General features: G+C 67.2%; 21 protein-coding genes. 4 read left to right on the top strand and 17 right to left on the bottom strand.

The window, feature by feature from the left end; translation table 11 throughout:
- Nucleotides 1–10 precede the first annotated feature (10 nt).
- Nucleotides 11–1,351, top strand: coding sequence for a glutamate--tRNA ligase (gene gltX, locus ACWIQA_RS05920; RefSeq protein WP_448582146.1), 1,341 nt, complete (start codon nucleotides 11–13; stop codon nucleotides 1,349–1,351).
- A 109-nt stretch (nucleotides 1,352–1,460) separates the two neighbouring features.
- Nucleotides 1,461–1,937, top strand: coding sequence for a fasciclin domain-containing protein (locus ACWIQA_RS05915; protein WP_448582144.1), 477 nt, complete (start codon nucleotides 1,461–1,463; stop codon nucleotides 1,935–1,937).
- Between the two features lie 48 nt (nucleotides 1,938–1,985).
- On the opposite strand, the gene ACWIQA_RS05910 is transcribed toward ACWIQA_RS05915, so the two are convergent.
- The 6 genes from ACWIQA_RS05910 to ACWIQA_RS05885 form a co-directional block, all read right to left on the bottom strand.
- The gene (locus ACWIQA_RS05910) at nucleotides 1,986–2,768 is read right to left on the bottom strand and encodes an SDR family NAD(P)-dependent oxidoreductase (RefSeq protein WP_448582143.1); all 783 of its coding nucleotides are present in this window, start codon (nucleotides 2,766–2,768) and stop codon (nucleotides 1,986–1,988) included.
- A 182-nt stretch (nucleotides 2,769–2,950) separates the two neighbouring features.
- Entirely contained in the window at nucleotides 2,951–3,862 is a 912-nt protein-coding gene (locus ACWIQA_RS05905; RefSeq protein WP_448582142.1) for a DMT family transporter, read from the bottom strand.
- A 3-nt stretch (nucleotides 3,863–3,865) separates the two neighbouring features.
- The gene (gene purH / locus ACWIQA_RS05900) at nucleotides 3,866–5,446 is read right to left on the bottom strand and encodes a bifunctional phosphoribosylaminoimidazolecarboxamide formyltransferase/IMP cyclohydrolase (protein ID WP_448582141.1); all 1,581 of its coding nucleotides are present in this window, start codon (nucleotides 5,444–5,446) and stop codon (nucleotides 3,866–3,868) included.
- A gap of 79 nt (nucleotides 5,447–5,525) precedes the next feature.
- Complete coding sequence (locus ACWIQA_RS05895; RefSeq protein ID WP_448582140.1) at nucleotides 5,526–7,247, bottom strand: heparinase II/III family protein; 1,722 nt, start codon at nucleotides 7,245–7,247, stop codon at nucleotides 5,526–5,528.
- A gap of 44 nt (nucleotides 7,248–7,291) precedes the next feature.
- Nucleotides 7,292–7,957, bottom strand: a complete 666-nt coding sequence (gene rpe, locus ACWIQA_RS05890; protein ID WP_448582139.1) for a ribulose-phosphate 3-epimerase — start codon at nucleotides 7,955–7,957, stop codon at nucleotides 7,292–7,294.
- A 10-nt stretch (nucleotides 7,958–7,967) separates the two neighbouring features.
- Nucleotides 7,968–8,153, bottom strand: coding sequence for a DUF1289 domain-containing protein (locus tag ACWIQA_RS05885; RefSeq protein ID WP_448582138.1), 186 nt, complete (start codon nucleotides 8,151–8,153; stop codon nucleotides 7,968–7,970).
- A gap of 44 nt (nucleotides 8,154–8,197) precedes the next feature.
- Between ACWIQA_RS05885 and ACWIQA_RS05880 the strand changes: the two genes are divergently transcribed.
- Nucleotides 8,198–9,757: an alkaline phosphatase D family protein gene (locus tag ACWIQA_RS05880; protein ID WP_448582137.1), complete on the top strand. Its 1,560-nt coding sequence runs from the start codon at nucleotides 8,198–8,200 to the stop codon at nucleotides 9,755–9,757.
- A 58-nt stretch (nucleotides 9,758–9,815) separates the two neighbouring features.
- Nucleotides 9,816–10,508 carry a DUF2490 domain-containing protein gene (locus ACWIQA_RS05875; RefSeq protein ID WP_448582136.1) on the top strand — a complete coding sequence of 231 codons (693 nt, stop codon included), beginning with the start codon at nucleotides 9,816–9,818 and terminating at the stop codon, nucleotides 10,506–10,508.
- Here ACWIQA_RS05875 and ACWIQA_RS05870 read toward each other — a convergent pair.
- The 11 genes from ACWIQA_RS05870 to ACWIQA_RS05820 form a co-directional block, all read right to left on the bottom strand.
- Nucleotides 10,456–11,115, bottom strand: coding sequence for a DUF4230 domain-containing protein (locus tag ACWIQA_RS05870; protein ID WP_448582135.1), 660 nt, complete (start codon nucleotides 11,113–11,115; stop codon nucleotides 10,456–10,458). The genes ACWIQA_RS05875 and ACWIQA_RS05870 overlap by 53 nt on opposite strands.
- Nucleotides 11,112–11,993, bottom strand: a complete 882-nt coding sequence (locus tag ACWIQA_RS05865; protein ID WP_448582134.1) for an MBL fold metallo-hydrolase — start codon at nucleotides 11,991–11,993, stop codon at nucleotides 11,112–11,114. Before ACWIQA_RS05865 ends, ACWIQA_RS05870 begins: the two co-directional genes overlap by 4 nt.
- 247 nt (nucleotides 11,994–12,240) lie before the next feature.
- Complete coding sequence (locus ACWIQA_RS05860) at nucleotides 12,241–12,675, bottom strand: TIGR01244 family sulfur transferase (RefSeq protein ID WP_448582133.1); 435 nt, start codon at nucleotides 12,673–12,675, stop codon at nucleotides 12,241–12,243.
- Nucleotides 12,672–14,678 (bottom strand): threonine--tRNA ligase, encoded by a 2,007-nt coding sequence (gene thrS, locus ACWIQA_RS05855; protein WP_448582132.1) that lies wholly within the window; start codon nucleotides 14,676–14,678, stop codon nucleotides 12,672–12,674. Before thrS ends, ACWIQA_RS05860 begins: the two co-directional genes overlap by 4 nt.
- Nucleotides 14,679–14,888: 210 nt before the next feature.
- Nucleotides 14,889–16,847: an ATP-dependent zinc metalloprotease FtsH gene (ftsH, locus tag ACWIQA_RS05850; RefSeq protein WP_448582131.1), complete on the bottom strand. Its 1,959-nt coding sequence runs from the start codon at nucleotides 16,845–16,847 to the stop codon at nucleotides 14,889–14,891.
- 327 nt (nucleotides 16,848–17,174) lie between these two features.
- Entirely contained in the window at nucleotides 17,175–18,707 is a 1,533-nt protein-coding gene (locus tag ACWIQA_RS05845) for an acyl-CoA carboxylase subunit beta (protein ID WP_448582130.1), read from the bottom strand.
- A 47-nt stretch (nucleotides 18,708–18,754) separates the two neighbouring features.
- Nucleotides 18,755–19,456, bottom strand: coding sequence for an ATP12 family chaperone protein (locus tag ACWIQA_RS05840; protein ID WP_448582129.1), 702 nt, complete (start codon nucleotides 19,454–19,456; stop codon nucleotides 18,755–18,757).
- Nucleotides 19,456–19,650: a hypothetical protein gene (locus ACWIQA_RS05835; protein WP_448582128.1), complete on the bottom strand. Its 195-nt coding sequence runs from the start codon at nucleotides 19,648–19,650 to the stop codon at nucleotides 19,456–19,458. The genes ACWIQA_RS05840 and ACWIQA_RS05835 overlap by 1 nt, the downstream gene beginning before the upstream one ends.
- Nucleotides 19,643–20,296 (bottom strand): HAD-IA family hydrolase, encoded by a 654-nt coding sequence (locus tag ACWIQA_RS05830; protein ID WP_448582127.1) that lies wholly within the window; start codon nucleotides 20,294–20,296, stop codon nucleotides 19,643–19,645. Before ACWIQA_RS05830 ends, ACWIQA_RS05835 begins: the two co-directional genes overlap by 8 nt.
- Entirely contained in the window at nucleotides 20,296–21,249 is a 954-nt protein-coding gene (locus ACWIQA_RS05825; RefSeq protein ID WP_448582126.1) for a pseudouridine synthase, read from the bottom strand. Before ACWIQA_RS05825 ends, ACWIQA_RS05830 begins: the two co-directional genes overlap by 1 nt.
- Complete coding sequence (locus tag ACWIQA_RS05820) at nucleotides 21,246–21,608, bottom strand: CrcB family protein (RefSeq protein WP_448582125.1); 363 nt, start codon at nucleotides 21,606–21,608, stop codon at nucleotides 21,246–21,248. The genes ACWIQA_RS05825 and ACWIQA_RS05820 overlap by 4 nt, the downstream gene beginning before the upstream one ends.
- Between the last annotated feature and the right edge of the window lie 9 nt (nucleotides 21,609–21,617).

Raw genomic sequence — 21,617 nt, 5'->3', positions numbered from 1 at the left:
ACCCGGGCCAATGAACGCTTTGTCCACCTCCGCCGTCGTCACGCGCTTCGCGCCCTCGCCCACTGGCCGGCTCCATGTCGGCAATATCCGCACTGCCCTCCTCAACTGGCTGGCAGCCAGGAAATTCGGTGGCCAGTTCCTGCTTCGCCTCGACGACACCGACATCACCCGCTCGACTGAGGAATTCGCGCAGTCGATCCGCGACGATCTCTCCTGGCTCGGCATGACCCCGGACGGCGAGACCCGCCAGTCCGACCGGCTCGATCGTTACGCCGAAGTGCTGGAGCAACTCGCCGCCGCCGGCCACGCCTACCCGGCCTACGAGACCCCCGAGGAACTGGACTTGAAGCGCAAGGTCCTCCTCGCCCGCGGCAAGCCGCCGGTCTATGATCGCTCGGCACTTTCGCTTTCCGCCACCGACCGCGCCCGCCTCGAGGCCGAAGGCCGCACGCCCCACTGGCGCTTCCGCCTCTCCCCTGATCTCCCCCACCGCTGGGAGGATCTCGTCCGCGGGCCCTCGCACATTGATCCTGCCTCGCTTTCCGACCCCGTCATCCGCCGCGCCGACGGCAGCTGGCTCTACATGCTCCCCTCGGTCATCGACGATATCGACATGGGCGTCACCCACGTGCTGCGCGGCGAGGACCATGTGACCAACACGGGAATCCAGCTTCAGATGTTCGCCGCCCTCGGCCACCCTGCCCCCGCCTTCGGCCACGCGCCCCTCCTGACCGGCACCGAAGGCAAGCTCTCAAAGCGCCTTGGCTCGATCGGAGTCGCCGACTTCCGCGATGCCGGGATCGAGCCGCTCGCTGTCAAGGCGCTCCTCGCCCGGCTTGGCACCAGCCTGCCTGTCGAGCCCGTCACTTCCGACGCCCCCCTCATCGAGGCGTTCGACCTCGCCCACCTCGGCCGTGCCCACCCTCGCTTCGACGAAGCCGAGCTCGCAAGCCTCAACGCAAAGATCCTCCACGCCCTGCCCTACGCCGACGTCCGCGACCGGGTCTCGCTCAGCGAAGCCGAATGGCTCGCCGTCAGGGGGAATATCCGCACACTAGCCGAGGCCGAGGAGTGGAAGAGGATCATCCTGGGGCCTGAGGCGCCGGACCCCCAGCCGGAAGAGGCGAACTATCTTGGCGAGGCCGCTTCGCTGCTCGAGACGCTGGAGATGGGGCCAGAAACCTGGGGCAAGCTCACGACCGCACTTGCCGAGCGCACTGGCCGGCAGGGCAAATCGCTTTTCCTGCCGCTGCGCCTTGCCTTGACTGGCCGCGCCTCCGGCCCCGACATGGCTGCCCTCCTGCCGCTCATCGGCCGAGACCGCGCCGTCGCCCGCCTGCGCCGCCACTGACCGGCGGCAGGCTGTCGCGCCTCCCAATCGCGGCAGGTCGCAACCGCGCCGTCCCACCCGACCTCCGCTCCACGGCAGCCAGTTCGGCTGCCAGACAAGGAGAAATGCCATGAAGACTCTGCTCATGGCGGCGGCTGCCGCGCTCGCGCTCGGCGCCACCGCTACCCGCGCCGCCGATATCGTCGAGACCGCCGTGTCCGCTGGCCAGTTCCAGACGCTCGCTGCAGCGCTTGGCGCTGCTGGCCTCGTTGAGACCCTCAAGGGTCCCGGCCCCTTCACCGTCTTCGCCCCGACCGACGCCGCTTTCGCCAAGCTCCCCGCCGGCACGGTCGAAAACCTGCTCAAGCCCGAGAACAAGGCTGAGCTAGCCGCGATCCTCACCTACCATGTGGTGCCAGGCCGCACCATGTCCTCAGCACTCGCCGGCAAGACCACCGAAGTCGCGACCGTCAACGGCGCCAAGGTGAAGATCGACGGCACCCGCGGCGTGCGTGTCAACAACGCGGCCGTAACCGCTGCCGACATCTCGGCTTCCAACGGCGTCATCCACGTGATCGACACCGTGCTTCTGCCGCCGGCGCGCTAGGCGCAAGCCCGGCCGGACGTCGCCACGGCGTCCGGCCGGAGCTGCCACCTACCGCGGGCTCATCCGGATTGCGCCATCAAGACGCACGTCCTCGCCGTTCATATAGCTGTTGCGGCACATCTCGAGCGCGAGGCTCGCATATTCCTCCGGCATCCCCAGGCGCCTGGGGAACGGAACTTGCGCAGCCAGTGCATCTTTCACATTCTGCGGCGCAGCCTGAAGCAGCGGGGTGTCGAAGATGCCCGGCAGGATGGTGTTGACCCTTATCCCCTCACTTGCGAGGTCGCGCGCAATCGGGAGCGTCATGCCCACCACGCCGCCCTTGGAGGCCGAATAGGCCGCCTGACCGATCTGCCCATCCTCGGCCGCCACGCTTGCGGTGTTGATGATGACTCCGCGCTCGCCGAATTCATTGACCGGCGGCAGCGTCATCATGCCCGCAGCGGACTTGGCGATACAGCGGAAAGTGCCAACCAAATTGATCTGGATGATGAGGTTGAATGCATCAAGCGGGAAATGGCGGATGGCGCCCGTCTGCTTGTCGCGGCTCGCCGTCTTGATGGCATTCCCCGTCCCGGCACAGTTGACGAGAATCCGCTCCTGTCCGAGGGCTTCGCGGGCCTTGGCGAACCCGGCGTCCACGGATGCCTCGTCAGTCACATTGACCTGGCAGAATACCCCACCCACTTCGGCCGCGACCGCCTCGCCCTTCTCTGCATTGAGATCAAAGATCGCAACCTTGACCCCCTCTTTCGCGAGCGCCCGCGCGGTGGCCGCCCCAAGCCCCGAAGCCCCCCCCGTCACAACCGCCGTCAGTCCCTTGAGTTCCATGCCAATACTCCCTTGAATTCTCGCCAACGCCCTAGGCTCGGCTCCTGCCTTGCGCCCCTCCCACGCTTGGGAGGGGTCTTACGCCTGCCCGTGACCCGACCCGGTCACGGGCAGGCGCAAGCGCGACTGCGCGTCGGCCGGCAGGCCGAACGCTCGATGACGATGCGTCATCGGGCGGCCATTCAAGTATCGGGCGGCGCGGTCGGGCGCATTTCGGCCCGGACCAGCCTTTCCCGCAGCGCGATCGAGATGGTGGAAGCAAGGATGACAGCGCCACCAAGGAGCGTCAGGGCGTCATAGCGCTCGCCAAACAGCAGGATTCCGGCCAGCGTGATAAGGCCGAAGCGGACAAAGTCGAACGGCATCACCGCACTCGCCTCAGAGACGGCAAAGGCCTGTGACAGCGCCATCTGCCCCGCCGCTGCACAGGCGCCGAGTGCAACGAGGATCGGCCATGTGCGCGCATCCGGCCAGATGCCGAAGGGAAGGGCGACCAGAAATGAGACCGGAAGCATCAGGATGAAGGACCACGCCGCAACCGCCCGCGGGTCGTCGCTGCCAGTGAGCGCCTTGATCGCAACCAGCGAGAAGGCGGTCGCCAGCGCCGAGACGACGGCCGCAAAAAGCCCCGGAGTCATCTCAGTCGCCCCCGGCCGCAGCACCAAGAGCATCCCGGCAAAACCGGCGACGAGCGCGATGCTGCGCCAGGCGCGGATCCGCTCGCCGAGAAACAAGACGGCGCCGATGGTCGCAAACAGGGGGGCTGTGTAGTTGATGGCGAGCACGGTTGCGAGCGGCGCATTGGCCACCGCGTAGAAAGTGCCATAGGTTGCAAGCAGGCCCGAGGCCGCACGCCGCAGGTGAAGTGGTGCGCGCGCCATCCGCAGCAGCCCGGGCGTGGCCAGCAGCATCGGCAATAGCCACAAGAGGCCCAGAAGATTGCGCCAGAACACGATTGCCACCGGATGCATCGCTTGCGAGGCCAGGCGGATGCACACCCAGAGCCCAGCAAAGGCAATACAGGCCCCCACCATCCACAGCGGTCCGCGAGCCGCAGGCGGAAGCCGGTCGAGAAGAGTCGAGGCCGATGCCACGGCTCAGTGGGCGAAGTGGCGCATGCCGGTCAGCACCATGGCAAGCCCTCTTTCATCCGCCGCTGCAATCACTTCCGCGTCCCGGAGAGAACCTCCGGGCTGGATGACCGCCGTCGCTCCTGCATCCGCCGCAGCAAGAAGGCCGTCAGCAAAGGGGAAGAAGGCATCAGAGGCAACGACGCTCCCGATCGTCCGCGGTTCCGGCCAGCCCGCCGCTTGCGCTGCATCCCTCGCTTTCTGGGCAGCAATCCGGGCGGAGTCGAGCCGGCTCATCTGGCCAGCGCCGATCCCTGCTGTCACGCCGTCCCTCGCATAGACGATCGCGTTCGACTTCACATGCTTGGCAACCGTCCAGGCAAAGCGGAGATCCTCCATCTCACGCGCACTAGGCGCCCGCTTCGTCACCACCCGCATCTCCTCAAGCAGCTGGCTATCCCGCGACTGCACCAGAAACCCGCCGGAAATGCTGCGCAGCAGGAGCCCCGGCCGCGCCGGATCAGGCAGTGGCAGCAGCAGCAGGCGAAGGTTTGGCCGCCGAGAAAGCACCGCCCGCGCTTCGGCATCTGCATCAGGTGCAATGATGACCTCGGTAAACAGCTCGGCAATCGCCTCGGCCGTCGCAGCATCAAGCGGCCGGTTCATCGCCACGATCCCGCCGAAGGCCGAGACGGGATCGCACGCGCGGGCATCGCGGAAGGCCGCTTCAAGGCTTGACGCCATCGCCACGCCGCAGGGGTTGGCATGCTTGATGATGGCAACCGTCGGCGCGCATTCGCGGAACTCCGAGATCAGGCCGAGTGCGCCCTCGGCATCGTTCAGATTGTTGTAGGAAAGCGCCTTTCCTTGCACCGGCTCCACCTGCGCCAGCCCGCCGTGCGCGCCCTGCGCGGCATAGAGTGCGGCCTGCTGATGCGGATTCTCACCATAGCGCAGCGTCTTGACCCGCCGGGCAGCAATCGGCAGCACTTTGGGGAACATCTCGCCCCCGTCGGCAAAGGCGAACCAGGAGGCGATTGCCGCATCATAGGCTGCCGTCGCCTGGAAGGCCTTCGCAGCAAGCCGCCGCCTTGTCGCAAGCGAGAGCGCGCCTGCGTTCAAGTCCAGCTCATCCAGCAGGGTGGGATAGTCCGCTGGGTCGGTTGCAACCGCCACAAAGGCATGGTTCTTGGCCGCCGAGCGCAGCATTGCCGGCCCGCCGATATCGATGTTCTCGACGATCTCGGCCGGCGGCGCACCGCGGGCGACAGTCGCCTCAAACGGGTAGAGGTTGACGACGAGGAGATCGATCGGCGCGATCCCGTGCGCATCGGCTGCGGCAAGATGCGCTGGATTGTCCCGCAGCGCCAGCAAGCCGCCATGGATTGCGGGGTGGAGTGTCTTCACGCGCCCGTCCATCATTTCCGGAAATCCGGTCAGATCGGTGACATCGCGCACGGCAAGTCCCGCCTCTCGGAGCACCGCCGCCGTCCCCCCAGTCGACACCAGCTCGATCCCGTGGCTGGCGAGGCCCCGAGCAAAGCTGTCGAGACCCGTCTTGTCGGAAACGGAGAGGAGCGCGCGGCGCACGCGCACGAGGTCAGTCATGGCATTCCATCGAAGTGGTGAGGTGCCAGTCCCCTGCCCGAGGCGCCCGCGCGCGGCAAGCGCAGGGCTCCCATGCACCTCAGCGGCGGCTCTGGCGTCGCAACGCCCAGGCAAGGGCGGGCGGTTCTGCTCGTGACACTGCGCCCAAAAGCACCAGCTGCCGAGTCGCGCGCACCTCGCCCTGCCAGTCCACGGTCACGCTCTCGTCAATTGACAGGCGAAAGCCCGGTGGCAGACGCGCGCGGAACGACCAGGCGACTGCATCCCTCGGCCGCGCGCCGGCAATCCGGATCAAGGCTCCGCTTCCGTCCTCGGTCAGTGAAGCGACTGCCCCGGGCGCAAGGTGGAAGCGAACAGCCACTGGCACGGCTTCGCCGCCGATGAGGCGACGCACACCCGAGGCCGGCAGCAGCCTGTCCTCGCCCCTCAAGTCGGAGCCATCGGCGGCCAGCCAAAGCCGGCGCTGGTGGAGGAGACCAAAGCGTCCTCGGTAGCCATCGTGCACCGCCTCAACGAGCGTGCCTTGGGGCAGGCGACGAAGCTCGACGGCCACTTCCTCGACCCCGACGGATCGCCGGCCTGCAGCAGGCGTCAGCCGGGTCGAGTTGCAGTCATCAAGAACGAGGGTCGAATGGGCTGCAGTCGCTCGCAGCGCGTCTGCCAGCACGTCGGGCAAGGCCAGCGGCGCGAGGCCCTCCGGCGCCGACCGGAAGGCGCCGCCGCAGCTCACGATCACCGGCACCGCGCCGTCCGACATGACGAAGGCAAGCGTCGAGGCATGCGGCGCCTTCGTTTGTCGCAGTGAGGGCGGCGGGCTTGCATCCATGACCACCACGCAGCTCCCCCCTGTCAGCCGCACATACCCACCAGGATCCTGCGCCAGGGCAGAGTCGTCGGGTGCGATGCCGAGCCGCGCCATCTGCGCCGGCGATGGCTGGCCGCCATGCCAGGGGGCCGGCATGCCATCGCCCATGAGAAGAGCTGCAAGCCGCGCCCGCACCCGCTCGAGCCCGCCAGCGACAGCGCTGCTCACGCGCGCACCGCGCGCGGCATGGCAGGCGGCAAGCAGCAGCAGCGTGTCGCCAAGCGCAGCAAGCTCCAAGGGCGGCGCATTGCCGGCGGCCAGCAGCTCGCCGCAGGCGTGTGCCAGCAGCGCTTCGGCACGCGCCAGCCGGTCGTCCTGGCCGGGGATGAGGAGCGCGCCGGCAAAAAGCCCAGCAACGGCATCGCGCCGCGCCGGACCATCGGGCATCCGCTTGACCACCTGGTCGAGATGGCGGGTCCAGCGCGCGATTGCGTTCAAGACTGCCGAGCGATGGACATGGTCGTGGCGCGGAATGAGAAGTGGCGCATGGGCGAGCGCCATCATGATCCTCCGCCCGGTCAGGTCTGGCGCCCAGGCCTCCGTGTCATAGTCGGGAAAGCGCTCGAGCCAGCGCCGGGCGAGTGTCTCGATCCGCTGCGCTTCGGCCGCATTGGCCGGCGGGTGGGCGGCAGCATCACGAAGCCAGCCCCAGCCATGCACCCATCGCCGCCACGGCCCAGGCGCCTCGCGCAGGTCGAGCGCTCCGGTCGCCAGCGCAACGCCGTAGCCCCCATGGTAGAGCCGCCCGGCCATCAGCCGGGCGCCACGGTCAGCATCGCCCGGCACCGGGTCCTCTGGCACGCCCAGCAGCTTCAGCGGAAAGCGGCCCTTGAGACGCATCCGGTGAATGGGGCTCCGAAACCCGGCTTCCGCCAGCCGGTCGCTGATCCGCTCGACAAGCGAAGGCCCGCGACCATCGTCGCTCCTTCGGTGCAAAAGCCGCTCCTCGCCCCGATCACTCGTGGCGTCGCCTTCTGACATCATCCGCGCAGCGCCCGCAAATTTGCGGCATACTGCGCCCGCCCACCGCGGAACGCGGCAGTCCCGGCAACCAGCACCGTTGCGCCTGCTGCAATCACATCGGCAGCCGTGTCGGGCCCAATTCCGCCATCCACTTCAAGGTCGATTGCGCGCCCGCTCCGGTCGATCATCCGTCGCAATGCGGCAATCCGGGGCAGAGCGCTTGCAATGAAGGCCTGTCCGCCAAAGCCGGGATTGACCGACATCACCAGCACAAGATCAACCAGGTCGAGCACAGGCTCGACAGCAGCAAGCGGCGTCGCCGGGTTCAGCACCACGCCAGCACGCTTGCCAAGCGCCCGGATGCGACCGAGCGTGCGGTGGAGATGCGGCCCCGCCTCGGGATGGACCGAGAGAATGTCGGCCCCGGCTTCCGCGAAGGCCTCGACGAGCGCGTCCGCCGGGCTTGCCATCAAGTGGACATCGAACGGCTTCGCCGACCAGGAACGGAGCGCCCTCACAACCATTGGCCCGATAGTCAAGTTGGGCACAAAGTGATTGTCCATCACATCGACATGGATCCAGTCGGCGCCGGCTGCGTCGATTGCTGCCACTTCTTCCCCCAGCCGCGCAAAATCGGCCGCCAGAATGGAAGGCGCAAGCCGGACCGCAGGCGTCTCGTCCATGCCGCCGGCCCTAGCCCCGCCTGCCCGAAGACGGAAGTCGCGCCCTTGCCGCTGCCACAATCACCCGCCGCTCGGCATCATCCGCCGTCGGCCAGCGGCTGATCTCATCCGGCGTGCGACCGCAGCCGATGCACCTGCCCCGCCGCAGCCGACAGATGTTGCAGCAGGGGGAAGGGACCTCGCTTGCCTCGACCATCGCCTTGTCTTGAGCCTGTCACAGCGAACGGGCAAGCATCTTCCATGGCCACCATGCTCGATCGCCGAACCCTCCTCGCCGGAGCCGGCGCCACCCTCGCCGCCCCTGCCCTCGCCCGGCTGGCGGCTCCCGTTTCCTTCGTCGACTATCCGTTCCAGCTTGGCGTAGCTGCTGGCGATCCCGACTCGAGGGGCTTCGTCATCTGGACTCGGCTTGCGCCGCGTCCGCTCGAGCCGGACCGCGGTCTTGGCGCTCGCCCTGCCCTCGTCCGCTACGAGGTTGCCGAGGAGCCGTCCTTCGCCCGCCTTGTCGCTGAAGGTGAGACAATCGCCTGGCCCGAACTTGGCCATTCGGTCCATGTGACACTCGACACGCTCCGGCCCGACCGCGTCTATCACTATCGCTTTGTCGCTGGCGGCGAGCGCTCGGTCGCCGGCCGCGCCCGCACGCTTCCCCTGCCCAGCGCTGAAGTCGCATCCGTCCGGCTCGGAGTTGCTGGCTGCCAGGACTATCAGTCTGGCCTCTATACCGCCTTCCGCCACCTCGCTGCCGAAGACTGCCACGCCATCTTCCACTATGGGGACTATATCTATGAGTATGGCCCCCGCGCTGCAGTCTTCTCCTGGGGCCTCGGCCAGATGGTCCCGACTGTCCGCCGCCACATTGGGCCAGAAATCTTCTCGCTTGACGACTACCGCCGCCGCTACAGCGAGATCCGCCTCGATCTCGACCTCCAGGAAGCGCATCGCTCGGCCGCCTGGCTTGCAAGCTACGATGACCATGAGGTCGTCAACAACTGGGCCGGCGAGGTCGCACCCGGCGACGTGCCACCCGAGCTCTTCCGCCTGCGCCGCGCGGCTGCCATGCAGGCCTGGTACGAATTCATGCCCGTCCGCGCCGATGCCTTGCCCAGAGACGGCCTCTCCGGCCCGTGGCGGCAATATCGCTTCGGCCGCCTCGTCGACGCCCGTCTGCTCAACACCCGCGCCTTCCGCTCGGCTCAGCCCTGCGGCGGTCGCTTCGGCAGCCTCTGCCCGGAAATTCGGGATCCGAAGGCGGAGATGCTCGGCAGAGCGCAGGAGGACTGGCTCGTCAGAGGCTTCGGCGACGCACGCTGGAACGCGCTGCTCCAGCAGGTCATGATGATGAACCTCGAGCGTGCGCGTGCGCCCGAGCCGCGCGGCGTCAATGTCGACAGCTGGGCCGGCTATCTTGCCCCGCGCGACCGGCTCCTCTCCCGGCTCGACCGCGTGCCAAACCTCGTCGTCTTGACCGGCGACGAACATCAGCACTGGGCCGGCGAAGTCCGCCGCAGCAACGCCCGCCCCGACAGCCCGGCCCAAGCAATCGAGTTCGTGACCACTTCCATCTCGTCGGGAAGCGACGGCCCCGGCACCCGCGCTGACCATGCTGCCATCCTCGCCCGCAATCCCGGTCTCGCCTACATCCGCGACGAGCGTGGCTACAGCGTCATGACGATCACACCCGACTCCTGGACGGCCGAGTTCAAGGTCGTCGATACGGTGCGGAGCCCTGGCGGCAGGCTGTCCACCCACGCCCGCTTCCGCGTGCCGGCCGGCGCCGCTCGCCTCGAACGCGCCTGAGGGCATCCGCCACACGCCACCGGCTTGCCTCCGCCGCGCCGTTGGCTAGGTCCGGGCCATGCACCGCCTGCTCGCCCTCCTCGCGGTCGCCCTTCCGGCCCGCGCCGACGACAGCCAGCTGTGGACCAGCCTTCTCGTCCAGGGCCCGGTTTCCGGTGGCGTCTGGCTCTGGTTCGATACCTCGCTGCGCTTCACCAACGATTCCGACCGGCTCGGCCAGACTTTGGTGCGCGGCGCGCTCGGCACCCGCCTGGCACCTGGAGTGACAGCGTTCGGCGGCTATGCCTTCATCCTGACCGATCCCCCCGCCCGCCCCGCATTGCGCGAGCACCGGCCGTGGCAGCAGCTCGCCTACCCGATCATCACTGGAAACCGCGCCCAGATTGTCGGCCGCACCCGGCTCGAGCAGCGGTTCCGCGAGGATGCCGGCGGCATGTCGCTCCGGCTGCGCCAGCTGATGCGCGCAACCGTACCGCTCGGCGGGCCGCAGGCGCCGCGCGCGCTCGGCTGGTACGAGGGCTTCGTCACACTCTCCAAAGCCGGCTGGAGCCCAGAGCCCGGGTTCGACCAGCATCGCGGCTTCGTCGGTCTCGGCGTTCCCGTCGGCCGCAACGCGATCGAGACCGGCTACTTCGTCCAGCGCTTCCCGCAAGCCCAGCCCGACATTGTGAACCGGGCCTTCCACCTGACCCTCGTCGTCAACCTTCCCGGCCCTCCGGCCCCTCAGTCGGCCGCACCACCTCGACCTTGACACTGCCGAGCCCGGCGGCTTCGAGCGGGCGGGCGAACAGCCAGGCCACCATGTCGTCCGCCGCCTGGTCGGCAAGTCGCATCAGCTCGGGACTGCGCCCTTCCTTGCGAAGCATGGGCACCACGGCTGCAAGCGTCCGCTCCTCGACATCTTCGGCCCCATGGGTGAAGGGCACGAGGAGACCACGGGAATCGAATACCTGTCGCGCCTCGAGATCGGCCACGGGCGGCATCGGCATCACTGGCGGCCGCCGCACGGTCAAGGTCGCGGTCGCCGGGTCGAAGGTCAGGTCCGACGTGGACAGCCGCGCCAAGTCGACCGCATAATGCACCCGGCCGGGAACGATCAGGGTGCGCTCCGCTGTTGTCCCTGGCACTTCAAGCCCGACAAGCGTCGCCGTCGTGGTCGCCGTTGTCGTCACAAGCAGCTGGGCGGAGAAGACGACGAGCTTTCCCTCGCGGCGGACGCTTTCAAGCGTCGCCAGGGAAACTGCAGTTGCATCGGGAGAGGCGCCGACAGCGTGCGCCAGCCAGCGGCGCGACTGGGGAAAAGCAAGACCAGCAAGCACAAGCGCGAGCCCGACGACAAGGCCCAAAACGAATTTCATGCCTTCAACTTCCACCTCTCCTCGGCGCGCGCGACCAGGCCCCGCGCTTCAAGATCGAGGAGGTGCGCCAGCACCGAGCGCCCGGCCGCCCCCCACAGCCGCCGGTCGATGGTGGCATACATCTGCGCAACCATTGCTTCTATCGCCTGCGGTCCGGCCTCGAGAAGCGCGAGGATCTGGCCCTCGCGCTGGCGGCGGTGGCCGATCAGATGCCTGACCCAGCGCTGGGGCTCGTCAACGGGGGCACCATGGGTCGGGTAGTATCGCTGGTCGGCACGCTCCAGAAGCTTGGCGAGGCTCGCCATATAGGCCGCCATGTCGCCATCGGGTGGCGCCACAACCGTCGTTGACCAGCCCATCACATGGTCGCCGGTAAAGAGCACCCCCTCCTCCTCCAGCGCAAAGCAAAGGTGGTTCGACGTGTGGCCGGGAGTTGCAACTGCCCGCAGCGTCCAGCCCGGGCCTTCAACCGCCTCGCCGTCTTCAAGCACCCGGTCGGGCGCATAGCTCAAGTCAAAGCCAGCATCCGCCCGCGGCCCGTCGTCGGCGAGCGCCAGGGGCGCACAACCAAGGACAGGCGCACCAGACGCGGCTTTCAGCGGCACTGCGCCTGGTGAATGGTCCATGTGTGTATGGGTGATGAGGATCGCTGCGATGGTCTCGCCGCGGGTCGCCTCCAGGATCGAAGCCAAGTGCGCCGGGTCAGCCGGACCGGGGTCGACGACCGCCACCTCCCCGTGCCCCACAATGTAGGTGCCGGTGCCAGTGAAGGTGAAGGGCGAAGGGTTGCGCGCCAGCACCCGGCGCACCAGCGGCGACAGTGTTTCGACCGCGCCATAGGGCGCTTCTGCCACCAGCCGCTCGAACTCCGGGTTCACCTGGCGCTAGAGCCGGTTGCAGCGCTCGCCCGCCGCCGGCGGCGCCCGCCCGCAGCCTGTCGCAAACACATCAGCAGCATCACACCACCCGGCCGCGCAGCTGCCAGACGCCGCCGGCGGGATGCACGCAGCAACGGCGCCCAGACAAGAATGCGTACTGCCGCCTCACAGCCATCATGCTGGCAGGGGCGGGTGCCATGGCGCGCTGTGGCAGGCCTTCCGGCACGCGCGACCACCGCCTCCGCCATCAAGCGGACGGCGCAAGCCGTGCCATCAGCGGCAGGACCGGCCGGGCGTCATAGCCCGCCGCCGCTGCGGCCGCGAGGATCGTGTCAGGCTCCCGCCCCGCCGCCGCCTCGGCGAGTGCCCACAGCAGGGTGGAGCGCGTGCCCGAGCGGCAATAGCCGAGAACGGGCCGGTCGGCGCCGCTCAGCACGGCCCGCAGAGTCTCGACCTGTTCGGCGGAAAAGCCGGAATGGTCGACTGGGATTGCCGTGTAGCCAAGCCCGGCAGCACGGGCTGCGGCCTCGACTGTGGCGCCAGCAAGCTCGGGCCCCACTTCGGAATCGGGCCGGTTGTTGACGATATGGCCAAAGCCGGCAGCGGCAATTTCGGCCATGTCCGCAGGGCTGATCTGCGGCGAGGCAGCGAACCGGTCGGACAGGCGCCGGATGTCGGTCATGCCGCGCGCTTCAAGTCAGGGGGCGTCGCTTCCGCTGCCAGCGCTGCCACCACGGCATCGAGCAGCAAAGTCTCCTGCTTCTCCTCACCCAGCCGCCGCACCACAACCGTTCCCGCTTCAGCCTCGCGCCGGCCGACAACCAGCATCGCCGGCACCTTCAAGAGGCTGTGTTCCCTGACCTTCAAGTTGATCTTCTCGTTGCGCATGTCGGTCTCGACGCGCAAGCCCGCTCTCTCCAGCCGCGCGGCGACTTCCCGGGCCCATCCGTCCGCATCGGACACGATGGTTGCCACCACCACCTGCACGGGCGCAAGCCACATCGGAAAACGCCCAGCATATTCCTCGATGAGGATACCGATGAACCGCTCATAGGCGCCGAAAATCGCGCGATGCAGCATGACCGGCCGGTGCCGCTCGCCATCCTCTCCGACATAGAAGGCATCGAGTCGCTCGGGCAGCACTCGGTCAGACTGGATGGTGCCCACCTGCCAGGTCCGGCCGATCGCATCGGTCAGATGCCATTCGAGCTTGGGCGCGTAGAAGGCGCCTTCGCCTGGCAGTTCCTCGAAGCCATGGTCGGGTGTCGCGAGCCCGGCCGCCACCACGGCGTCGCGCAGCTCCCCCTCGGCCCGGTCCCAGTCGGCATCGCTGCCGAAGCGCGCTTGCGGGCGCAGCGCCAGCTTGATGGCATAGCGGAAGCCGAAATCCCGGTAGACGCGGTCGGCGAGCGCGCAGAAGGCGCGCACCTCGTCCACCACCTGGTCCTCGCGGCAGAAGATATGGGCATCATCCTGGGTAAATTGCCGCACCCGCAACAGACCATGCAGCGCGCCATGGGCTTCGTTGCGGTGGCAGCAGCCATTCTCGTAAAGCCTGAGCGGCAAGTCGCGCCAGCTCTTGATGCCCTGCCGAAAGACGAGGACATGGGCCGGGCAGTTCATCGGCTTCAAGGCCATCCAGCCGCCCTCGCCAGTGATGACCGGGCCCTCGTCTGCCGTGTTTGGCACTTCATCGGGGATCACGAACATGTTCTCGCGATACTTGCCCCAGTGACCGGACTGTTCCCACTGGCGCGCATCCATCAGCTGCGGAGTCTTGATCTCGGCATAGCCTGCGGCCCGGATGGCGCGGCGCATATAGTCCTCGAGCACCCGGTAGATGACATAGCCCTTGGGGTGCCAGAAGACCGAGCCATGGGCTTCCTCCTGGAGATGAAACAGGCCCAACTCGCGCCCAAGCTTGCGGTGGTCGCGCTTCGCTGCCTCCTCCAGCCGGTGGAGATGCGCTTCCAGCTGCTTCTTGTTGAGCCAACCGGTCCCGTAGATTCGGGAGAGTTGCGGCTTCGTTGGATCCCCTCGCCAATAGGCGCCTGACACCCGCGTCAGCTTGAAGGCCTCGGGGTCGAGCCGCCCGGTGGACGGCAGGTGCGGGCCCCGGCACATGTCCATCCAGTCGTCCCCCGACCAGTAGACCGAAATCTCCTCACCCTCGGGCAGGCTCGCCGCCCACTCGGCTTTGAAATGCTCACCTTCGGCCTGCCATTTGGCAATCAGCGCTGCCCGGTCCCACACTTCACGCCGCAAGGGCTTGTCGGCCGCGATGATTGCCCGCATCGCCGCCTCGATCGCCGGCAAGTCCGCTTCCGTGAACGGCCCCCGGCCAGGTGCAGGCGCGAAATCATAGTAGAAGCCATCCTCGGTCACTGGCCCGAAGGTGATCTGCGTGCCCGGGTAGAGCGTCTGCACCGCTTCGGCAAGCACATGGGCATAGTCATGCCGCACGAGCGCGAGCGCGGCCGCTTCATCCTTCGCAGTCACCAGCTCAAGTGCGACATCGCGCTCGATGGGGCGCTCGAGATCGATGAGGGCGCCATCAATACGTGCCGCCAATGCCGCCTTCGCAAGGCCCGGACCAATCGCCCGGGCGACATCGCCCGCAGTCGCACCGCGCGGCATCTCACGCGCGGAACCATCAGGAAGCAAGATGCGGACATGCGCCGACACGAAAGGGATCTCCAAGCCCGAGCGCCCTAGCGGCCCTTGCCTGCCCCCTGCAACCCTGCCCGAGCAGCTCCATACGCCCGGCAAGAAAGGATGAAACGCAAGCCACCTCAGGCCATCTTAGGCTGCAACACGCGGATCAGAGCCTCATCTTGCCACACATGAGCCCCCAAGCCAGCGGCACGGCCCGCGGCACAGGGCGAGCAGCATCACCTAGGCAGCCGGGCGGGGTTCGGGGTCGCCGCCAAGACCGGCTGATGGGCGCTTGCCCGCACGCGGGATCCCGGCGACGCCACCGCTTACCACCACCGGCTTCGCCTTGGCAGGATCAAACCTCTCGACGGGCTCGCCAGCCACCACCTTCTTGATCTCCTCACCCGTCAGCGTCTCCCACTCGAGGAGCGCATTGGCAAGCGCATGCAACTCGTCGATATTCTCGGTCAAAATTTTGCGCGCCCGCTCATAGCCTTCGGTTACCAGCCGCTTGATTTCGGAGTCGATGAGCTCGGCGGTCTTTTCCGAGACATTCTGTTGGCGAGTGACCGAGTGGCCGAGGAAGACTTCCTCCTGGTTCTCGGTGTACTTCAGCGGCCCAAGCTTGTCCGACATGCCCCATTGCGTGACCATTGCGCGGGCGAGATCGGTTGCCATCTGGATGTCACCAGCTGCCCCGCTCGTCACCTTGTCTTCGCCAAAGATAAGCTCCTCGGCCACCCGCCCCCCCATGGCAACCGAAAGATTGGCATACATCTTGTCCCGCGCGAAGGAGTAGCTGTCGCGCTCGGGCAGCCGCATCACCATACCAAGCGCCCGGCCGCGGGGAATGATGGTCGCCTTGTGGATCGGGTCAGACGCCGGCTCGTGCAGCGAGACGATGGCATGGCCCGCCTCATGATAGGCAGTCAGCTTCTTCTCCTCCTCCGTCATCACCATCGACTTGCGCTCGACGCCCATCATCACCTTGTCCTTGGCGTCCTCGAACTCGGCCATGGCCACCAGCCGCTTGCCCCGCCGTGCTGCAAGAAGCGCGGCTTCATTGACAAGATTGGCAAGGTCTGCGCCCGAGAAGCCCGGCGTGCCCCGGGCGATCACGCGAGCATTCACATCCGGCGCGAGCGGCACCTTGCGCATATGCACCTGGAGGATTTTCTCCCGGCCCTCGATATCGGGGCGGCCGACGACGATCTGGCGGTCAAACCGCCCGGGGCGCAGCAGCGCCGGATCAAGCACGTCCGGGCGGTTGGTCGCTGCCACGATGATGATCCCCTCATTGGCCTCAAACCCGTCCATCTCGACGAGCAGCTGGTTGAGCGTCTGTTCGCGCTCGTCATTGCCGCCGCCAAGCCCTGCGCCGCGGTGCCTGCCGACAGCGTCGATCTCGTCAATAAAGATGATGCAGGGCGCGTTCTTCTTGGCCTGCTCGAACATGTCGCGCACCCGGCTCGCACCCACGCCTACGAACATCTCAACGAAGTCCGAGCCCGATATGGTGAAGAAGGGAACATTCGCTTCGCCCGCGATGGCACGCGCCAAGAGCGTCTTTCCCGTGCCCGGCGGCCCGACAAGAAGCGCCCCCTTCGGAATCTTGCCGCCAAGGCGATGAAACTTCGAGGGATCCTTCAGAAAATCGACAATCTCCTGCAGCTCCTCGCGCGCCTCATCAATGCCTGCCACATCATCGAAGGTCACCCGGCCATGCTTCTCGGTCAGGAGGCGCGCGCGCGACTTGCCAAAGCCCATGGCGCCGCGGCCCTGGCCGTTCTGCATCTGCCGCATGAAGAAGATCCAGATGCCGATCATCAGCAGGAAGGGAAGTGCGCCCACCACGATCTGCTGGAGGAGGCTCGGCCGCTCCTCCGGCACGGAGTCGAACCGAACATTCTTCTGCCGCAGCCGCTCGATGAGCTGCATGTCACCCGGATTATGGGTGCGGAAACTGGTCTCGTTGGTAAGCGAGCCAGTGATCTGGCGGCCGGAGATGGCGACTTCGCGCACCTGGCCCTCATCAATCTTCTTCAGAAACTCGGAATAGGCGATTTCCTGACCGCCCCGGTCGGAGCGCGAAGGTCCCTGGACCACCTGCACAACGAGCACGAGGGCAAACAGGATCCCCGCCCACATGAGCAGGTTCTTCATCATCGGCGAGGGGGGCTTGCGATTGCTGTCAGACATGAAAACCGCCTTTCGCGAGCAAATGTAGGGGCCGCACGCCGGAGCCGCAATCGGACTCTTCCGTTCACGGTCATCGCTGCGGCCGATTGCCCGCAGCCGGCGTTGCATGCCCTGTCCTGATGCCCAGTCCTGATGCCCTGTCCTGCGGCCGCGGGCAAAGCCCGCGAGTCCGCCCGGACCATCCCCAGAACGAAGGGGTTGCGCGGCAAGGCCGCGCCGTCGGTCCGGTTCGCGTTCGCGGGCCAAGTCCGCGAAGCGGTCGCGCCCGGCCGGCCGGGCCTTCGGCGTCTCGGCGACCAGCTTGCGCTGGCGCCGTGCGCCTTCGGCCTACAGCGGAATATTGTCGTGCTTTTTCCAAGGGTTCTCGAGGCTCTTGGTGCGGAGCTTGCGCAAGCCAATGGCAATTCGCCGGCGGGTCGTCCGGGGCATGATGACTTCGTCAATGAAGCCCTTGCTGGCCGCCACGAAGGGGTTGGCAAAGCGTGCCTCATATTCGGCTGTGCGCCGGGCAATCGCCTCCGGGTCGCCCGCTTCGCCCCGGAAGATGATCTCGACCGCTCCCTTCGCCCCCATGACGGCGATTTCCGCGGTCGGCCAGGCATAGTTGAGGTCGCCGCGCAGATGCTTGGAGGCCATCACGTCATAGGCCCCGCCATAGGCTTTTCTGGTAATCACGGTAATCTTCGGCACGGTCGCTTCCGCATAGGCGAAGAGCAGCTTTGCCCCATTCTTGATGATGCCGTTATGCTCTTGCGCCACGCCAGGGAGAAAGCCGGGCACATCGACAAAGGTAATGATAGGGATATTGAAGGCATCGCAGAAGCGGACGAACCGTCCGGCCTTCTTGGAAGCGGCGATGTCGAGGCAGCCGGCCAGAACCATTGGCTGGTTGGCGACGAACCCAACCGTGTGCCCCTCGATCCGGCCGAAGCCCACCAGGATGTTCCCGGCATGGTTCGGCTGGAGCTCGAAGAACTCCCCGTCATCTGCGACCTTCCGGATGAGTTCATGCATGTCGTAGGGCTTTGTCGCCGAAGACGGCACGAGAGTGTCGAGCGAAGGCTCCTCACGGTCATGGGGGTCGGCGGAGGGCCTTGCCGGCGGCGCCTGCCGGTTGTTGAGCGGCAGATAGTCGAAGAAGTCACGCGTGCGGATGAGAGCGTCGACGTCATCTTCCATGGCAAGGTCAGCGACGCCCGATTTCGTCGAATGGGTGATGGCACCTCCGAGCTCCTCCTGGGTCACCACTTCGTTCGTCACCGTCTTGACCACATCGGGCCCGGTCACGAACATGTAGGAACTGTCCTTCACCATGAAGATGAAGTCGGTCATCGCTGGTGAATAGACCGCCCCGCCCGCGCAAGGGCCCATGATGAGCGAGATCTGCGGGATGACGCCCGAGGCGAGGACATTGCGCTGGAACACCTCGGCATAGCCGGCAAGGCTTGCCACACCTTCTTGGATGCGGGCCCCGCCACTGTCATTGAGGCCGATGACAGGCGCCCCCACCTTCATCGCCATGTCCATGATCTTGCAGATCTTCTGCGCATGCCGCTCAGACAGCGAGCCACCGAAGACGGTGAAATCTTGGGAGAAGACGAACACCAGCCGGCCGTTGATCGTGCCCGAGCCAGTCACCACGCCGTCGCCGGGGATGACCGTCTCGGCCATGCCGAAGTCGGTGCAATTATGCTCGACATACATGTCGAGCTCCTCAAAGCTCCCCTCATCGAGTAGGATCTCGAGCCGCTCCCGGGCCGTCAGCCGGCCCTTGGCGTGCTGCGCTTCGATCCGCTTCTCGCCTCCGCCCAGCCGCGCTGCTTCCCGCCGCCGCTCCAGCTCTTCCAGCACCTTCAGCATGCCACTCTCCCGGGTTTGCGCCTGCGAAGCCGCGCCCGGCCCCGCCGTCAACCCCTCCTGTCACTTGCGAGCGCCAGGAACTTGGCTGCGGCACGGAACGCCATCGCCCGGTTGTCTCGCGCTGCCGTCGCTTCGGCATCCTCACCCCACCGCTCGGCCTGCCATGCGAAATCGATCTCAGCAGCCGCGAACGCTCTTTCCGCATCGATGAGGCCGGCCGCCAGTGCCAGTCCCAGCACCACTGAGCCTGACAGCGTCACAACCGGCGACAGCGCCGCCAGCTGGAATGGCGAGAAGGCCGCCAGAAGCACCTCGAGCCGAGCAAGCGTCTCTGCCGGTTGCGCCACCGGCAGCACTCCGGTCGTCCGCCGGAAGACGAGGTCATGCGCTCGCTCCACCGCCTTCAAGGCCGGCTCCCAGGCCGCCACCTGCCGCCCCACCAGCTCCGCTGGCGCCTCGGCACGGTAGCAGGTGAGATCGCTCGCCCCGTAGGCGGCCAATCCCGCCGCAAACTGCGCTGGATCCGGAGCCACCACGTCAATCGCGGCATTGGCAAGCCCAGTCAGGAGCATGGTGCGCGGGTCAACGGTTGCTGCCACTTCCGCCCACTCCGCCGCGATCGCCTCGGCGAGCGCTGCCGTTGGCACCGCAAGAAGGGCGCGCTTTGGCGTCCGGACTGGCCGGCCATCCAGAAGCACGCCATGGCCGCCTTCGACCGGCGCCGCCACGGCCTTGTGCCAGAAGCGCATCACCGGAAAAGCCGGGGTGCGAAGGTCACGAGCCCTGCCCCTGCTAGCATCAGGGCCAGACCGGCAAAGGGGCTCGCGCTGTCAAGCGGCGTCGTCCCAACGACCCAGAGCCCGAGAACTGCGATGCCGACGCCCGCAAGCCGTGCCAGCGTGAGTTGCCACAGCCGCACTTCGGCCGGATCGCGCTCAGCCATCGAGCAGGAAAGAAAGCTCAGCTGCATCGCGGGCAACGGCGAGCGCGCCAGCCGCCTTCAGCTCGGCGGCCTCATGATAGCCCCAACCCACGCCGAACGCCCGGACTCCGGCTGCCACCCCCATCCCCATATCGAACACCGTGTCGCCGATCATGGTCGCCTGCTCAGCGCTGACCCCGGCGTCGGCAAGGCAGGCTCGAAGCATCGCCGGATTGGGCTTGGACGGATGCCGGTCGGCCGTGTGGAGTGTCACAAACCGGTCGGCGATACCATGGTGGCCAAGGCACAGCGCAAGCCCCCGGTCGCTCTTGCCGGTGGCTACGCCCAAAAGCCAACCCCGGCCCCGAAGGGAGTCGAGCAGCTCCTTCACGCCCTCGAACATCGGCTCCGGGTCGAGACGATGGTCGGCGCGCAGCCGCTGGAAGGCAAGCTTGTAGTCGGCGGCCAAGCGCAGGTGAAGATCAGCATCCGCTTCAGGCAGCAGCGCCTGCATTGCGTCCACCAGCGAAAGCCCAACCACCCGCCGCACTGCCGGAGGATCGGGGTCGGGCAGGCCGAAGGCAGCAAAGGTCGCATGCATCGCCCGGACGATATTGGCGGACGAATCGACAAGCGTTCCGTCGCAGTCGAAGACGGCAAGCCGCATCAGGAGCCCCCGTCAGGCGCCAGCCCGAGAAGCGCGAGGCTGGCCAAAAAATGTTCGGGCGGCTCGGCGGTCACGTCAAGCTTGCCCCCGCCGGGCAAATCGATCACGAGGCGCCGGGCGTGGAGATGGAGCTTGCGCGAGACGCCTCCAGTCAAAAACGCGCCTGCCCCGCCATATTTCCCGTCGCCCACGATGGGGTGGCCGATCGCTGCCGCATGCACCCGGAGCTGATGGGTGCGCCCCGTCAGCGGCCGCATTTCGCACAAGGAGACACGGTTCCCGGCCCGGTCCATCACTCGCACTCGCGAGACGGCACTTCGTCCATGCCGGTCCGGCTGCATCTTCTCCCCACCCGTCCCCGGCTGCTTGCCGATGGCGATGTCGATCCGCATGTCCTTGAGCTCGGGCACGCCGATGAGCAGCGCCCAGTAGAGCTTCCTGGTGTCCCGCGTTGCGAAGCAGCGGCCGAAAAAGGCGGCAGCGCGCGCCGAGCGCGCCAGGAGCAGCACGCCTGACGTGTCCTTGTCGAGCCGGTGGACCAGCCTCGGCCGCTCGCGCGCACCAAAGCGCAGCGCATCGAGCAGTCCGTCCACATGGACCGCCGTCCGTGTGCCGCCCTGCACGGCAAGCCCCGGCGGCTTGGCCAGCACCAGCGCATGTTCGCACCTGTGGATGACGAGACTCTGCGCAAACGCCGCCTCCTCGTCCGAAAGCGGCCGCACCGCGCGCTCGCGTGGCGCCGGCCGCACCTCGGGCGCGTTCTCGGGGAGCGTCACCACCTGCCCGGCCTGCACCCGGTCCCCCGGCTTCGCCCTGGTCCCGTCCAGCCGGAGCCGCCCGGTCCGGGCCCAGCGCGCGACCGCCGTGAAGGGCACGCCCGGCAGATTGCGCGATACCCAGCGGTCGAGCCGGATGCCATCGTCACCCTCGGCAACCGTGAAGGCCCGGCTCATGCAAGCCCCCGCATCAGCCAAAGCCCGAGCCCGAGCCCGGCGACCGCCAGCATGACCGAAGCCACCGCGTAGCCAAGGGCCACACCCCAGGCGCCCTTTTCGAGCAGGAGCCAGAGCTCGAGGCTGAAGGCCGAAAATGTCGTGAACCCGCCGAGCACGCCCACGCCGAGGAACAATCGCGCCCCCTCGCTCCCGCCGCGCGCCGCCAGCCAGCCGGCGAGCAACCCCATGAGAAGCCCGCCGAGAAGGTTCACGGCGAACGTGGCCGATGGCCATAGGCCGCCGCCCACCAGCCGCCCCACACCAAAGCGGGCGCACGCGCCAAGCGCGCCTCCAGCAGCAACGAGTAGCCACGGCATCACATTGGC

It is taken from the genome of Thermaurantiacus sp. (genome assembly GCF_053487655.1).
Note: the sequence above shows the minus strand (reverse complement) of the source record. Positions and strands in the feature narration are given on the sequence as shown.